At 56.4% G+C, this 14,975-nt stretch carries 13 protein-coding genes; 3 read left to right on the forward strand and 10 right to left on the reverse strand.

The genetic code is table 11. From position 1 onward, the window contains the following. Window positions 1–7 precede the first annotated feature (7 nt). Together AC2FLJ_RS00335 and AC2FLJ_RS00340 are read right to left on the reverse strand one after the other, a co-directional pair. On the reverse strand, window positions 8–982 hold the full coding sequence (locus AC2FLJ_RS00335; protein WP_496695574.1) for an HAD family hydrolase: 975 nt from the start codon (window positions 980–982) through the stop codon (window positions 8–10). A gap of 73 nt (window positions 983–1,055) precedes the next feature. After that, window positions 1,056–2,666, reverse strand: coding sequence for an arylsulfatase (locus AC2FLJ_RS00340; RefSeq protein WP_282168262.1), 1,611 nt, complete (start codon window positions 2,664–2,666; stop codon window positions 1,056–1,058). Window positions 2,667–2,860: 194 nt separating this feature from the next. Between AC2FLJ_RS00340 and AC2FLJ_RS00345 the strand changes: the two genes are divergently transcribed. Further along, window positions 2,861–3,541 carry a Crp/Fnr family transcriptional regulator gene (locus tag AC2FLJ_RS00345; protein WP_282168263.1) on the forward strand — a complete coding sequence of 227 codons (681 nt, stop codon included), beginning with the start codon at window positions 2,861–2,863 and terminating at the stop codon, window positions 3,539–3,541. A 2-nt stretch (window positions 3,542–3,543) separates the two neighbouring features. Here the strand turns inward: AC2FLJ_RS00345 and AC2FLJ_RS00350 are convergent, their stop codons facing one another. From AC2FLJ_RS00350 to AC2FLJ_RS00385, 8 genes are all read right to left on the reverse strand, one after another. Beyond that, window positions 3,544–4,767 carry a hypothetical protein gene (locus tag AC2FLJ_RS00350; RefSeq protein WP_496704194.1) on the reverse strand — a complete coding sequence of 408 codons (1,224 nt, stop codon included), beginning with the start codon at window positions 4,765–4,767 and terminating at the stop codon, window positions 3,544–3,546. Beyond that, window positions 4,764–6,269: a VWA domain-containing protein gene (locus tag AC2FLJ_RS00355; RefSeq protein WP_496704195.1), complete on the reverse strand. Its 1,506-nt coding sequence runs from the start codon at window positions 6,267–6,269 to the stop codon at window positions 4,764–4,766. The genes AC2FLJ_RS00350 and AC2FLJ_RS00355 overlap by 4 nt, the downstream gene beginning before the upstream one ends. After that, window positions 6,266–7,249, reverse strand: a complete 984-nt coding sequence (locus AC2FLJ_RS00360) for a VWA domain-containing protein (protein ID WP_496704196.1) — start codon at window positions 7,247–7,249, stop codon at window positions 6,266–6,268. The genes AC2FLJ_RS00355 and AC2FLJ_RS00360 overlap by 4 nt, the downstream gene beginning before the upstream one ends. Further along, window positions 7,249–7,722 (reverse strand): DUF4381 domain-containing protein, encoded by a 474-nt coding sequence (locus AC2FLJ_RS00365; RefSeq protein WP_496704197.1) that lies wholly within the window; start codon window positions 7,720–7,722, stop codon window positions 7,249–7,251. Before AC2FLJ_RS00365 ends, AC2FLJ_RS00360 begins: the two co-directional genes overlap by 1 nt. Then, a complete protein-coding gene (locus AC2FLJ_RS00370; protein WP_496704198.1) occupies window positions 7,719–8,666 on the reverse strand; it encodes a DUF58 domain-containing protein in 948 nt (315 codons plus the stop codon). Before AC2FLJ_RS00370 ends, AC2FLJ_RS00365 begins: the two co-directional genes overlap by 4 nt. A 17-nt stretch (window positions 8,667–8,683) precedes the next feature. Beyond that, on the reverse strand, window positions 8,684–9,661 hold the full coding sequence (locus AC2FLJ_RS00375; RefSeq protein WP_109311855.1) for an AAA family ATPase: 978 nt from the start codon (window positions 9,659–9,661) through the stop codon (window positions 8,684–8,686). A 108-nt stretch (window positions 9,662–9,769) separates the two neighbouring features. Further along, window positions 9,770–10,882, reverse strand: coding sequence for an acetoin utilization protein AcuC (locus AC2FLJ_RS00380; RefSeq protein ID WP_496704199.1), 1,113 nt, complete (start codon window positions 10,880–10,882; stop codon window positions 9,770–9,772). 3 nt (window positions 10,883–10,885) lie between these two features. Next, window positions 10,886–11,971, reverse strand: coding sequence for an AI-2E family transporter (locus tag AC2FLJ_RS00385; RefSeq protein WP_282118390.1), 1,086 nt, complete (start codon window positions 11,969–11,971; stop codon window positions 10,886–10,888). A 178-nt stretch (window positions 11,972–12,149) separates the two neighbouring features. Here AC2FLJ_RS00385 and AC2FLJ_RS00390 point away from each other — a divergent pair, with 178 nt between their 5' ends. Both AC2FLJ_RS00390 and AC2FLJ_RS00395 read left to right on the forward strand, forming a co-directional pair. Then, on the forward strand, window positions 12,150–13,016 hold the full coding sequence (locus AC2FLJ_RS00390; RefSeq protein ID WP_058271700.1) for a YihY/virulence factor BrkB family protein: 867 nt from the start codon (window positions 12,150–12,152) through the stop codon (window positions 13,014–13,016). Continuing rightward, complete coding sequence (locus AC2FLJ_RS00395) at window positions 13,013–14,914, forward strand: multiheme c-type cytochrome (protein ID WP_496704200.1); 1,902 nt, start codon at window positions 13,013–13,015, stop codon at window positions 14,912–14,914. Before AC2FLJ_RS00390 ends, AC2FLJ_RS00395 begins: the two co-directional genes overlap by 4 nt. Window positions 14,915–14,975 lie beyond the last annotated feature (61 nt).

Genomic DNA, 14,975 nt, shown 5'->3' on the forward strand with positions numbered 1-14,975 from the left:
TGGTGGTTCAGTTTGCCCCAGTGTAGATGCGTGACCAGTCTTGCGCCATATCTACAATCACCCAACCCATGTCTGGCCCTTTGTCCAATCCATCGACCAGTTTGCCGATTGGGCTTTCCCGGTCATAGGCCCATTCACGTTCTGCATCGGTATGGTGAATCAGAACACCCAACCGTGGGCCATCGCCTGTGGTGGTCCATTCCAACATGGCAAAATCGCCATCCGAATTCCCCCCGGCCAGAATCGGGCGTCTGCCGATCGTGCGCTCGATGTTGATCGGTTTGCCTTCCTTGTCGTCCACAAAAGCGATGCCATCAGCTTTGGTAATGACCGGTCCACCGTCCGCGCTGTCATAAGTGGTGTCCATGTATGTACCCAGAATCTGTTCGGGCGGAATGCCATAGGCGTCTTCGGCGAAGACGCGCATAAAGTGCACTCCACCGCCGGAGACAATGTAGGTCTTGAACCCTTCGTCTCGCAAATACCGCAGTAACTCGACCATCGGCTGATAGGTCATCTGGTCATAGGGCAGTTCGGTTTCCGGGTGCCGGGCGGTTTCCAGCCAGTCGGCGACGGCGCTTTGGAACTCGTCGACCGTGACGCCGGAATGAGAGGCATTCAACACCTCGATCAAGGCATCATGACCACCTTCCGCGACCGTCTTCAGATCGCCTGTCGCAGCGGCCTGCAAAACGGGCGTAGTCAGGATCGAAGGGTCATCCTTAGCCATCTGAGCCAGCCGATCCATAGCAAAGATCAATTGAAAATACACAGGTTGTTCGGCCCAAAGCGTGCCGTCATTGTCGAAAACGGCGATCCTTTCTGCTGGCGTCACATATTCAGGGCGCTGCGGGTCGGTCACGGCGGCGACAAACTCGATGATCCTTTCTTTGCTTTCGGTCTCAGTCCAACTGGGCAGAGGGTCAGCAAGCAGAGACAGAGGGACACAGGACAGCAGGGCGCTTAGAATTAAATGTCGCATGAATTTCTCGTTCAATTTCAAGATGAAAAGGGCCGCCTTTTAAAGGGCGGCCCGATTGGATTTTAGATACGACTTAGTTGTTTGTTGGCGTCGTCAGCTTGTCCATGACCTGATCCAGGTTGAAGCTTGCCGCTTTCTGGCGCGGCGGGAATTCCTGGAAGGTTGCCAGGAAGTTGCCCACGTATTCCTGAGCAGGAACCAGGAAATACGCCCGATCCAACAACCAGTCATAATATGTGTTGGAGGTGCGATAGGCGCGCTCATAAGGGTCACGACGCAGGTTCACGATCAGAGGAATACGCAGCTCGGTCCAGGGCTCGATCCAAGCGCGCAGGGTTGCCCATGCTTTCTGCTCAAGGAAGATCAGCTTCCAGTCGTCATAGCGCAGAGCCGTCAGGTCACCATCATCCGAGAAATAGAAAATCTCGGCGCGTGGGCTTTCGGTTGTTTCGCCGGTCAGCATGGGCAGGATGTTATATCCATCCAGATGCACCTTGTAGTCACGGCCCATACCGGACGAGCTATAGCCAGTTTTCAGCTTTTCCTTGATGTCCGGGTCGCCAGCAACCGCCAGGTATGTCGGCAGCCAGTCCATGTGGTGCACGATCTCATTGGTGATCGAGCCCGCTTCGATCTGACCAGGCCAGCGAACCATTGACGGAACGCGCCAGCCGCCTTCCCAGTTGGTGTTCTTTTCGCCCCAGAACGGCGTCGCAGCAGCATCCGGCCATGTGTTCATATGCGGACCATTGTCGGTCGAGTAATGCACGATGGTGTTGTCCGCGATGCCAAGCTCGTCCAGAAGGTCCAGCAGTTGCCCGACATGCATGTCATGTTCGATCATGCCAGCGGTGTATTCGTCAGCAACGCCTCCAAAGATCTCGTTGGCCTGTTGGCGCATTTCATCTTTGACGTGGGTACGGAAGTGCATGCGCGTGCCGTTCCACCAGACATAGAAGGGCTGGCCTTGTTCATTGGCCCGCTTGATGAAGTCTATCGCGGCTGCGACGGTTTCATCGTCAACGGTTTCCATGCGCTTCTTGGTCAACGGGCCGGTGTCTTCGATGGTTCCGTCCGCTTTGGATTTAATCACGCCCCGCGGGCCATAGGCTTCACGGAAGGTACGACCATCGGCCAGAACCGCATCGCCCGGATAGTCTTCATTCTCCGGTTCTTCTTCGGCGTTCAGGTGGTAGAGATTTCCGAAAAATTCATCAAAACCGTGGTTTGTCGGTAAATGCTCATCTTTGTCGCCAAGGTGGTTCTTACCAAACTGACCGGTCACATAGCCGTGGTCCTTCAGCAATCCGGGAATAGTCGGGTCTTCGACCTGCATACCCAGATCAGCGCCCGGCAGGCCAACTTTTGACAGGCCCGTGCGGAAAACAGACTGGCCCATAATGTAAGATGAACGACCGGCGGTGCAGGATTGTTCACCATAATAGTCGGTAAAGATCATGCCTTCTTTCGCGACGCGGTCGATGTTCGGGGTTTGGTATCCCATCAAGCCCATCGTATAGGCCGAGATATTGGATTGTCCGATGTCGTCGCCCCAGATCACAAGAATATTGGGCTTTTGATCCTGGGCCCAGGCGGGCAGGGCCAGCGCAACCGCGACGGAAGCTACGGCGAATTTGCGCAATGTGCCGCGCCAACTATCTGCAATCAATAGGGGTGGTGACATGGTCTACTCCTGAATTGGCCGGATCTTAATGATCCGTTGATCTAAAAGTAATTGATGGCGGCGATTATCTTTTCCGCCAACAACGTATTGATTCCCGGTAGGAAAAATTCACATTACGTCGAGAATCGAATAGCCTTACCTTAGGCTATGACAATGCTCGGAAACCTATCATATGATGAGATTGATGAATACTAATGTTTGAAAATCCGCGTGACCGACAGGTACTGCTTGCCTCAGGGTGGTTCGGGGCGCGAGGCGCAAGCTTTCAATCGGATTTGCTTGCATGTGCGGTCGCAAAATCTTTCGATGAGGGTGAGGCGCTGTATAACTACGGAGATCCCGCCAACGGGGTCTTTGCGGTTCTAGAGGGTTCCGTTCAAATCACTGCACCTGCGGATGATGGACAGGACTTCGTTGTCCACAGACAGGGTGGCGGGTTCTGGATCGGTGATCTTGCGTTGTTAGCCGAGTCCAACCGACTGGTAAGTGTTGTTGCGACACAGAAAACGCGGGCATTGTTTTTTCCGTCGCGGCGGCTGGACCGACTTGTTCGTGACAATCCCGAATATGTTCGTGATTTCTATGCTTTATCGCATGAGAACATGCAAACTGCGTTGCGCATCATGGCAAATCTGGCAGTGACCGGGGCGGAAAAACGGTTGGTTCTCCGCCTTTTGCACCTGGATGAAGGGGCCTCAAAATCCGATGGGTGGATCGTCGTGTCACAGGATGAACTGGCCGAAATGGTGGCCGTATCGCTGCCTACGCTACACCGTAAATTGCACAACTTGGTAGAGCTGGGATTGATCGAGCTTGGGTATGGCCGCGTACGGCTTAAGGATAGGCGCAAGTTGATCGCCGCCTGCCAGTGCTGACCCTACGGGTTAAGCGGCGGTAGCTGGTTCCGAGCGCGGTGTTCCGTCTGTTTCATAACCTTGAGTTCGGACAATGCCGCTGCCCAAGCCTCGGGTTTTGAGCCGGTGCGGGATGAGTATCTTGCGGCCCCGATCCTAGCCAGTTGCTCTTCCAGGCCAATTGCCATGTCGGGGGTATCGCTGCGCAGTTTCCACAACTCCAAGGCAGAATAAGACATTGAGATATCATTGGCTTGCAAGGCTTTCCTCAATGCATCCAGCGCAAAGTCCGAAGATATTTGATATCTGTCGCGCCGCGCCTGTTTCCAACTTGTGACACGCGGACCAAGAAACCGTACAAATGCCCAAAGAGCTAGTGTCAAACCGGCCGCCAAGGCAAGCAACCTGAAAATCGTATCCGCATCCGGCGGCTGCCACTTCGGTGGAGCAAGCGTTAGATCAACCGCGTCGATATCAATTTTCTCAACCTGATTGGTGTCCAGATTGTACCACCGGATCGTGATAGGCTGCAGTTGGGTCTGGCCACCTTGTTGCGCAAGATAGACGATCTCATCAACGCGCTGGCCAGACAGAACACCCCGGTCTTCGCTTTCGGTAAAACGCGGCTCTTTCGGATAGGCGCTCAGAAGCGGGTCCTGTATGCCGGGGATCAATTCAGGCACCAGAAGGGGCGTCGTGCCGACAATTTTGGCAGTTAGGCGTCGAGTGATTGCAGCCCCGTTTTCCATTTCGGTTGATCCGTCGATCTGCTGGTCGACCGTGAACCCCGTGGCCAGGATCAGCGGGTCCAGATCGCGTGCGCCCTCTGGTACAACGGCGTTCAAGGTCATTTCGGGCAAAGGAATATTGACCGTCGTTGGAGCATTCGTTTCGGGATCGGCAAAGGTCACCACAACCTCTTGCTTGCCGAATTCAATCGGCCCAGCCTGAAGCGGATACAGACGGTAGCTGCGTTGAACACCGGACCAGGTCTCGCCATCCACAGTTTCGCTGATTGGGCCGGAAGCACGCTCAGGCAGGCGAACAAGCATGTTTTCTTGTTCGAGCGACGGAAAAACCGGCGGGGACGGCATGAAAGTGGGGACAAGTACCGTTATCCGTACGATTGCCGGTTGCCCAACAGTAACCGGATCGGTCGGTGCCTCGGCTGTGACCTGCGGTTGAACACCTGTCTGCGCCCCCAGTTGTACCGGGAAAAACAGCATGAGGAATATGAGGTATCTCATTGCTGCTGCTCCTGATTTTCCAACAAAAAGCGATTTCGCAGAAAGTCCTGCATATCTGTGTCGATCGTGCTGATCCACTGATCGGCAGACATGGCCTGCGCACCTTCGGTCGGGGCCTGAATGGTTGTGTCCTCGCCGCGCCCGGCTTCATTGTCAAAGACTGTGTCATCGGCCCCGATGCCCGCTTCTTCGCCTGTGTCCGACTGCTCCCGGGTTGTTTCAACGAAGTCGAGGATCGCTTTGGAAACGTCCAAGTTGTGTTGCGCTTCGGGCCAATTTGGCCGACGCTCCAAAGCCGCTTCAAATGCTGCTATGGCTGGCCTGTACTCGCGGTTTCGAATGCGCGCCATTCCCTCGGAAAAGGCGGCCTCGGGTGTGTCCAGTTCGGCAAAGACTGCCGCGGCTTCGGGGTACTGACCTGCTTTCAGCTGTGCATAGCCCTTGTGATATGGGTCTCCAAACAGCTCTGCCGCCTGAGCGTAGCGTTTCTGGTTCATCGCAATCTGCCCCTGTTGATCCGGGCTCAGGAACCAATCTCGCCAACCATCGGCTTTTGCGGGTCCTGATGGAGCCGCAAAAATCACAGTCAGCAACAACAAACGGATCACCCAACCGCGCCGGAACCAAAGCAACGACAAAAACGCGGCGGGCCAGGCCAACATCCAACCTCTGTCCTGCCAGTCCAATCGATCATCGTCGTCCAGCGCCGCAGTGTAAGCGGATTGAATTTGACGCTCTAAGCGATTGATATCACGTTCATCGTTAGAGAACGGCACGACCGTCGCGGTCCTCAGGTCGTTTAACTGAGCGATGTTTTGACCGTCCGGCAGCATTGGCAGAAAAAACACCGGTACGGCCGTGTTCTCAAAAGCAGAGAGTTGAGACGGGTCCAGATCGTCCAGAACAAACAAAACTGCGCCGGGTGTATCACTGTCGTTCAGGATCGTTTCGGCAAGAGTCAGTGCATCTGCGGCTGCATCCCCTTGTTTTGGCATGACTGCTGGCGCGAGGCCCTCCAAAAGCGGGCGCAGGATGTTGGCGTCTTCGGTCAAGGGCGCAACGCTGTGTGGGGTTCCGGCGTAGGCAATCAACGCCGTCTGTGCTCCGACACGCGCATTGATAAGATCAGTCACTTTGAACTTGGCCCGATCCAGCCGGGATGGTGGCAGGTCCGGGTCCTCCATACTGTCCGTGACCTTCAGTGCTATTACCAGCGGTGCCGTGTCCGCAACCAAAGGGTTCGGGGCCCGTGACCATGTCGGTCCGGCCGCGGCTAAGGTGACAAGGATTGCTGCGATCATCGCGACGTCTATCGGGTACACACGCTTCCTGTTTTCTGCCCCCAGGGTCAGGGCGGCAGCAAGGTGCGGCGCGATGCCGGTTATGGATTGGGAGTGCGAATTGGGCTTGGGCCGCATCACCCACCAGAGTATCGCAATAGGGATGAGAAACAGCAGCCAAGAGGCTCGCAAAAAATGGAAATCTGCCAACGCGCCGCTCATGTTGCACCTCGGCGCCGCTGGATTACAAGTTGGCCAGCCTTGGAGATGAGCATGGTCAGCAATGCCAACGCAAGCGGGTAATGGGCAAGGCTTTCACGTGGTCTGTAGCTTTGCGTTTCCACGACCCGGGGGTTGAGTTCGTCAATGCGTGCGTATGTGTCAGCCAATGCTTCTTCGTCATCTGCAAAGAAGTATTCACCGCCCGTACGGTCTGCGATGTCCTTTAAGGCATCCAGATCCACCCGGTCCTCGCCCGAGGCGTCAGGATCACCAACGCCGATTGTGTAGATGACGACGCCTTTCTCGGCCGCGATTGCTGCGGCGTTTACCGGCGTCATGCGGCTGGACGTATCCGCCCCGTCGCTTAGAACGATCATCAGGCGCTGGTCGACCTCGCTGGAGTCAAAGGTGCGTATGCCCAGACCAATTGCATCCCCCAGCGCAGTATTGGGACCGGCCATGCCAACTTGAGTTTGATCCAGGAACCCACTCAAACTGTTCAGATCTTCCGTGAAAGGGGCTTGGACAAAGGCCCGAGTACCAAAGATGATTAAAGCCATCCGGTCGCCTTGGCGTTCGGCAATAAATTGACGCAGCACATCCTTAACCGCGGCCAGCCGTTGTTTTGGAGCGCCATCCGTTGTTGTGAAGTCCCGCTGGTCCATTGATCCTGAAATGTCCAAGGCAAGCACCACGTCGCGCGCCGACTTTTCGATAACCAATGGTTCACCAAGTTTTTCGGGGCGGGCCATGGCTGCTACGAAAAGAAGCCAGATTAATGCGATTGTGGCGGCCTGAAACCGTGCTCGGCGGGGAATGACGGATCCTGACTTGGGTTCAACTCCAGCGGCCTGTGCGACATGGCGAAAGAATGGGATGCGGATCGAGCTGCTTTTTTCGCGATACGGTGGGGCAAGCCGATACACTAAAAATGGCAACGGGAGTAGGAGGAAAACCCAAGGCGCGGCAAAGGAGAACATCAGGCTGTCCTTTCCCGCTTGTGTGATCTAATCCAATTTCGCGCGAGGATTTCCAGATCAGGATCGGCTTTTGCATCTCTGTATGGTGCTTCCACAAGTTGGCGGCCAGCGCCATCAGTAAAGGTAACATTATCAGAGGTTTGGTTTAGGAAGTTGGTCCATTCTTCTCCATGCAATGCAGCGACTTTCCGACGTGGATACGCGACCAGAGCCGTGCGGCGGAGTATCTCGGCTATCTTTGCGGCGTCATTGTCTGACGCGGCCAATTCGATCAACGCTTCACGTCGGTATGCATTAAACTGTCGGTGGCGAAGAAAGGCGTAAACGCCAAGGATGATAATCCCAGCAAGGATTAAGGCCAAAACGCCCCATCCCCAGGTCTGCGGCATCATGGAAATAGGCTCGGGCACCGGGGCAGGTTCCAGCATGTCCAGCAGGTCAACCAGTGATTTGCCTTCGACATCGACGCTCATCTTCGGCCTCCGGGATGACCAAATAGCTTGAGCAACTGGTCGAGCGTCGGCTCCGCCGTGGTCAGCGGTACTACGGGAAATCCATAGCGGCGCGACCACGTCTGTAGCTGGGCAAGTCGATCTTCCAGCGCTGTTCTTATTCGGTGCGACAAATCGGGGTCCGAGCTGTCGAGTTCAATCTGGCGGTCGCCATCGGACACTGTAAACCGAAGGTTCGGGGTAAGTTCACGCGAACTGGGATCAGAAATATTGAACAATATCAAATCATTCGAGGCAGAAAGTCTGCTAAGTAGTTTCTCTGACACCTCATTCAGCCCATCGAAATCGGAAAAGACGCACACCAAAGTATTGGTATGCGCGATCCGCGCGGCCTGCTTCAGCACATCATTCAACGCCACGGTTGGCTCATCCCGCAACGTTGCGCGTAGGTTTGAATTGAGCGCGCCCACCGATGACAGGAACCGCGTCAGGGCAGCGGGTCGGCGTTGGGGTCGGTGTTCTGCCACATCGGAATCGCCAAAGACGATCCCGCCGACCCGGTCGCCTTGCCCCAGCACCCGGTGTGCAGAGATCGCTGCGGCTTCGGCCGCGATGACCGATTTCATGTAGACTTGCGTGCCGAAAAACATCGAAACGCGCTGGTCCACAAGTAAAAGGGCGGGGCGGTCGCGTTCCTCGGTATAGACCCTAACATGGGGCTCTCCGGTGCGCGCGGTCACTTTCCAGTCGATGGTACGGATGTCATCCCCGGGCAAGTAGTTTCGCAGTTCTTCAAAATTCAGACCGCGCCCGCGCAAGCGTGAGGCATGCCGGCCGTTTAGGATCGAACGGGCAGGTTGGCGGGGCAGCAGGCTGATCGCGCGGGACTTTGAACCCAGCTTTAAAAGGTGGTCCGCATCAACGTGTATGCGTGGGTCGTCGGGATATGCGGCGGTCTGGGACACGCGGCGTTCCTTTGGTTTCAGGGCAGCGCAACAAGCTGCAGGATTTCCGAAATCACATCATCCGCAGATTTGGCGCTGCCTTGTGCCTCGAAGCTCAGGGTGATGCGGTGGCGGAATACATCATGTGCGATGGCGCGAATATCTGCCGGGTCGACATAATCGCGCTGGTTCATCCAGGCATGCGCGCGACCGCATTTGTCCAAGGCAAGCGAGGCGCGCGGGCTGGCACCGATGTCGATCCAACCGGCCAGTTCTTCACTGAGCGCGCCGGGCGTTCGCGTGGCTTGCACCAGATCGGCCATGTAGCGGTCCATTGCGTCGGATACGTGGATCTGACCGATTTCAGAACGCGCGGCGAATACGGCGTCCTGCGGGATTGTCGGCGGCGCTTCATTGGTTGCGCCTTTACCCGCCGCGATTTCCTCGCCCCGAACCAGACGGATCACCTCAACCTCATCCTCGACTGGGGGGTAAGTGATTTGAACATGCATCAGGAACCGGTCCATTTGCGCTTCGGGCAAGGGATAGGTGCCTTCCTGTTCAATCGGGTTCTGGGTTGCCATCACAATAAACAGCGGTTCCATTTTATGCGTGGTTCCCGAGACCGTTACTTGCCGTTCTTCCATCGCTTCAAGCAACGCAGCCTGAACTTTGGCGGGGGCGCGGTTGATCTCGTCCGCGAGAACGATATTGGCGAAGATAGGGCCTGGCTCGAACCGGAATGTGCCACCGTCATCAGTCTGCTGAAACACCTCGGTCCCCGTGACGTCCGATGGCAGCAGATCCGGAGTGAACTGAATCCGGCTGAAACGTGCATCCAGGTTACGTGCCATTGCCTTGACCGCGCGGGTCTTGGCCAAACCGGGAAGCCCTTCGATCAGCAAGTTTCCGTTGGCCAACATCCCGATCAGCAGGCGGTCGATCACGTCAGTCTGTCCGATAATGGATTGTCCCATTCGGGCTTTGAGATCATTTATCTGATTAAGTGCATTCATTTGGCGGGTCCAATCGGCGTCAATTTTCCAAACTGACTTTGTGATTTTGTGCGGTAATTAGAAAATGTGTCGTAACAGCGGTATGTTAGCAGCCTTTATTTCGCCGATCTACTGTGAAATCCGCCCAGTCAGACGGCGCAAATCTTCCTTCAATTCTGGTCGGATAGGTCCGTGATTTGGCGCGTCGCGCAGCGTTCGAAGCCAGTGAATCGGAGGATTTCGGCCAGCTGCCCGGTTCCAGGTCAATGCGTCGAGGATGGCTTGCGCGTCTGCCTCCAGCACTTCGGGGATGTCGAGGTCGTTCAAGGTGGCCCAAACACCAGTCCACAAGCGGCCAACTGACCACGGGTTATAACCGCCTCCGCCCAGGACCAGAACGCGGGGCGCAAGACCTTTCAGTGCGGCGACGGCTTTCCAGTGAGAATTGTTGGACAGCGCCAGGCGCGACAGCGGGTCCTCGGCAACCGCATCGGCTCCGCATTGCAGGACAAGGGCTTGCGGTTTGAAGGCCTCAGCCGCGGGCAGGATCAGCTGGTCGAGAATGGCGCCAAATTCATCATCGTTGAGGTTTCTGGACACCGGAAGGTTAAACGCCGCGCCGCCTGCATCATCATCAAGCTTGCCGGTGAACGGCCACCGTCGGGCTTCATGAATGGAAATCATCCGAACCGTTTCCAAACCCTGAAAGGCGGCCTCGACCCCGTCGCAGTGATGGGCGTCGATATCGACGTAGACAATCCGGTCCAGGCCCATTCGCAACAGTGTCAGGATCGCCAAAACCGGGTCGTTCAGATAACAAAACCCATTGGCACGGTCGGGCAGGCCGTGATGTGTTCCGCCCGCAGGGTTGTAAACGATGCCGCCATCGCGGATCAGTTCAGCGCCCAACATTGATCCTCCGGCCGCAGTGGCGGGGCGTCTGTACATCTCTGGGAATACCGGGTTGGACAGCGTGCCCAGAGCATAGGTCGAGCGTACATCATCCGAGACGCTTTGAGCTCTTTCCGCGGCCTGCAGCGCATCTATGTAGTCCGGCGTGTGAAAGCGGTGCAGCGCGCCGGGTTTTGCGCGGGGGCTGACCCTGTAATTTTCCGAATTGATCCAGCCCAGCGCGCGGCACAGGTCCATGACGGTGGAGACGCGCGGGATAGCCAGCGGGTGTTTTGAACCATAGGTCGAATGGCGATAGATCTCGGACCCTATGAAGATCGGGTTTTGCACAGATTATTGGGTCCGTGCGGGTGCGTTGTCATCACCAAGGCGGCCATCAAGAGACATCAGAATAGCCACTGGCCTAAGGGCAGGAATGTGGCTGAAGATGATCAGAATGCAGACAGTCAAAGGAACACTCAGGAATGCACCGATCAGCCCCCAAACGGTTGTCCAGAACGTTAGCGCGAGGATCACCAGAAACGTAGACATGTTCAGCGACCGGCCCAGCAAGGCGGGGTCAACAAAATTGCCGATCAGAAACTGGATGGTGCCGCAGCCAAACACGATGATCAGGAAAGGCCCGATCGTTTCATATTGAACGAGGGCAATCATGGCCGGAAAGATTACGGCGATGATCGAACCGATAGACGGGATGAAGTTCAGCGCAAAGGTCAGCACGGCCCATGTTTCGGCATATTCAAGCCCAAGCGCCTTGAAAACCGAGTAACTGATGCCTGCCGTGACTAGGCTGATGAAGGTTTTTACCCCGACATAACGTTGCAGGCTGTCGGTGATCGCATCCAGAATTGTGGTGAATTCGGCCCCGGTTTCGGGATTGCCCGCAGCCAGTTGTATCTTTTTGCGAAACGCCAGACGCTCGGCCATCAGAAAGGCCACGTACAGGCTGATCAGGAAAAATTGGTTCAGCAGCGATGTTGCACTGCTGAGCAACACGCGCGCGACATAGGACATGTCGATACTGACCAGATTGTCACGGATAAACGTGGTGACGTCATTGCCAACCAGCCCCGTGACCCGGTTCACGGCACCGTCGAACTGGGTTTCATACGTGCTGATGGATCGGGCGAACTGCGTCGCCTGGCTGCCGAGGATGTACATGATCACGAACAAACCAGCCAAAACAACTGTGACTGCGGCGATGTTGGCCAGCCAGACGGGCACCCGGGCCATCGAGATTACCCGGTCGCTCAGCGCGATAATCAAAACGTTGATCAACAAAGCCATGGTCAGCGGGATCAGGAATGCTGAACCCGCGTAAAGTCCCAATACAATCAGTGTGGCGACAATTGTCGCATCCCGAACAACCGACAGCTTCAGCCGCGGACCGCCCGTGTTCTGATCAGGTTCCAAAGTCATCGCTTAGCCCGCCTGTGATGCCGCGTAGCACGTTACAACGATTGGTGGTCGCTCTGGTAGATGATCCTGCACCGCTGGGCGAGATTCTGCAATGTGCCCAAACATTTGGGCGAGATAATTTACGTTCTGAAGGGATTTGCCATTTCAGAGCAAAGCCGAGGCGGGTTAGGCTGAGCGCATGAATGCACGTGTGATTCCCTCAATTGGCCGGCCAGTTCAGGCGCTGTGGCTGGCCGTAGTGCGGTTCAACAACAAAAACGGGTTCGTGATGAGCAGCCACGTCGCTATGTCCCTGATGCTGGCCTTGTTTCCATTTGTGTTGTTCACAGTGGCTTTGGCGGGGTCATTGTCTCAGGGTTATGTCACCGACGAACTGATTGAGCTTGTGTTTGGAGCGTGGCCCAAAGATGTCGCGGGGCCAATCGTGGCTGAATTGCGGGCCGTCCTGCAGGAATCCGGCTCGGGCGTCATAACGCTGGGTGGTCTACTGGCGATCTTCTTCGCCTCGAACGGTGTGATGGCTGTGCGGGCGGCCATGAACCAAGCTTATCACGATAGCGACGTTTGGCCGTTCTGGAAAACCCGGTTGCTGTGCCTGGGGCTGGTTATAGTTGGTGGTGTTGCCATTCTGGCCATTGCCGCGGTCGAAGTTGTTTTGCCCGCCTACACCCAACTAGTAAGCGAGAAGACTGATGTGAACGTGTCGGACTGGTTGTCGGTAGACAGGCTGCGCTGGACCTTCACGGTTGCGGTTCCGGCAGGCACAGTCCTGTTGGCGCATCTGATCCTGCCAACGCGGCGGCACAAGCTGATGCAAATCCTGCCTGGCGTTGTTCTGACGTTGGCCTTGTGGGCGGCCGGCGGGTGGGGGTTCTCGATCTACATCGCGCAATTTGCCAGCTACAGCGCCACGTATGCGGGTTTGGCTGGCGTCATGGCGGCGCTGATCTTTTTGTACCTGTGCGCGGCAATTCTGATCCTTGGTGCCGAATACAACGGCGCTTTGATGGATCTGGAAGACAATCAGGATCGGGGTTCTCAGTGAAATTTCTGACGTTGTGTGTCGGGCTGTTTGTGCCTGTGGCCGCCTTTAGCCAGTCTCCGGCCTATGTCGGGTCGGATCAATGTGCCGATTGCCACAAGGACGAGGCGGCGGCGTGGTCCAATTCCCACCACGCGCTGGCCTGGACTGAGGTTAAAGACGGGGCTGTAGTTGCCGATTTTGACGGAACGCGGTTCGACCATGACGGGATGTCAGTCGAATTCACCGACACCGAAGGCGCGCTGAGCGCAAAAGTCAGCGAAAAAGACGGGATGAGCACCGAATACGGCGTACATTCCGTCGTGGGCATTGAGCCGTTGCAGCAATACTTATTCGAAACAGAACCCGGCCGGTTGCAGAGTTTCGATGTTGCTTGGGATACCGAGAACAAGCAGTGGTTTCACCTCTATCCCGATCAGGATTTACCCCCAGATGACGGGTTGCACTGGACCGGACCCTACAAGAACTGGAATGCGCGATGTGCGGAATGTCACGCGACTGGTTTTGAGAAACAGTACAACGCTGAAACCAGAACATACGACTCGGTACAGGCCGAGAACGGGGTCGGGTGCGAAAGCTGCCATGGCCCGGGTTCTGCGCATATCGATTGGGTTGGGGGGCAAAGCCTGTCGCAGGGACTGGGCGAAACCGGGTTCTTGATGGATTGGGGTAAAGGCCAGACCGAGGCCGAGATTCAGCAATGCGCCGGGTGTCATTCCCGTCGTGAGGCGCATGGAGATGGCAACCCGCTGCCCGGAACGCCCTATCATGACGCCTACAATCTGGCGGTCCTGCGTCCGGGATTGTACCACCCGGACGGTCAGATTTTGGATGAAGTCTATGTGTACGGCTCGTTCCTGCAATCCAAGATGTATGACCGCGGCGTGGGTTGCATGGATTGTCACGAGCCGCATAACGCGAGTCTGAGGGCAGATGGAAACGGGGTGTGTACGCAGTGTCACTCGCCTGCCGCGAATCCCAGGTTTCCAACTCTGGCTGCCAAAGAGTACGACGCGCCGGAACATCACAATCACCCAGAGAATAGCGAGGGTGCACAGTGCAAGTCCTGCCACATGATCGAGCGTGTCTATATGGGTGTCGACGGCAGGCGCGATCACAGTTTTCGGGTGCCGCGTCCCGATTTGGGGCTGGGGCAGGATGCCTGTACGGATTGCCATTCGGATCAGGATCAGACATGGGCCGCCCAGCAGATCGAAGGCTGGTTTCCGGACAGCGCGCATCGAGAGCCGCATTTTGGACCGGCCTTTCAGGCAGCAACGCTTGGTCGTGCGGATGGGCCAGACGAGCTACTGGACATCGCAACCGACCCTAATCAACCCGGCATCGTGCGCGCCACGGCTGCCTATCTGCTGCAATCTTTTGGGTCCGCAGATGTGGCGGCCAGAACTGCAGAGCTGTTGGTGGACGAAGACGCTTTGGTTCGGGCAAATGCGGCTCCGCTGCAGCGTCAGGCCAGTTTGCCCGATCAAGTTCAACGGCTTGAGCCGCTGCTGTCCGACCCGTTACGGAATGTCCGCATTTCGGCAGCAAAGGAGTTTCTGAACATTCCGCCGCAGGCCCTGACTGCGGAACAGCAGCAATTGTCGGGGCGGGGCATGTCCGAGTGGCAGTCGGCGATTTCCAACCGTCTGGATTTTCCTGAAACGCATCTCGTGCTTGGCGGGATGGCCCTGACGTTCCGCAACGCGCTAGCGGCTGAGCGGGCGTTTCAAGAGGTGGTTACCCTTGACCCGCAACGCGCCGAAGCCTGGCCAATGCTGGTGCAACTGGCGCAGATCAATCGTGGACCTCAGGCCGCACGCGATGTTCTGGCCCAGGGATTAGAGATCATCCCAGAGGACCCGAACCTATTGCAGTTGAAGGAACAACTGGGCCGCTGAAACGGCACGGCTTGGCCCGGTTTCCGTCATTTTCCCGGCAAATTTCATAGTTACCGATCAA

The organism is Ruegeria sp. CDSA034 (genome assembly GCF_059612275.1).

Bases quoted from the DNA above. Each gene is read 5' to 3' on its own strand.
- AC2FLJ_RS00385 (WP_282118390.1), bottom strand. From the start codon at position 11,971: ATGACTTTGGAACCTGATCAGAACACGGGCGGTCCGCGGCTGAAGCTG.
- AC2FLJ_RS00365 (WP_496704197.1), bottom strand. From the start codon at position 7,722: ATGAGCGTCGATGTCGAAGGCAAATCACTGGTTGACCTGCTGGACATG.
- AC2FLJ_RS00360 (WP_496704196.1), bottom strand. From the start codon at position 7,249: ATGTTCTCCTTTGCCGCGCCTTGGGTTTTCCTCCTACTCCCGTTGCCA.
- AC2FLJ_RS00345 (WP_282168263.1), top strand. From the start codon at position 2,861: ATGTTTGAAAATCCGCGTGACCGACAGGTACTGCTTGCCTCAGGGTGG.
- AC2FLJ_RS00350 (WP_496704194.1), bottom strand. From the start codon at position 4,767: ATGAGATACCTCATATTCCTCATGCTGTTTTTCCCGGTACAACTGGGG.
- AC2FLJ_RS00355 (WP_496704195.1), bottom strand. From the start codon at position 6,269: ATGAGCGGCGCGTTGGCAGATTTCCATTTTTTGCGAGCCTCTTGGCTG.
- AC2FLJ_RS00390 (WP_058271700.1), top strand. From the start codon at position 12,150: ATGAATGCACGTGTGATTCCCTCAATTGGCCGGCCAGTTCAGGCGCTG.
- AC2FLJ_RS00335 (WP_496695574.1), bottom strand. From the start codon at position 982: ATGCGACATTTAATTCTAAGCGCCCTGCTGTCCTGTGTCCCTCTGTCT.
- AC2FLJ_RS00375 (WP_109311855.1), bottom strand. From the start codon at position 9,661: ATGAATGCACTTAATCAGATAAATGATCTCAAAGCCCGAATGGGACAA.
- AC2FLJ_RS00340 (WP_282168262.1), bottom strand. From the start codon at position 2,666: ATGTCACCACCCCTATTGATTGCAGATAGTTGGCGCGGCACATTGCGC.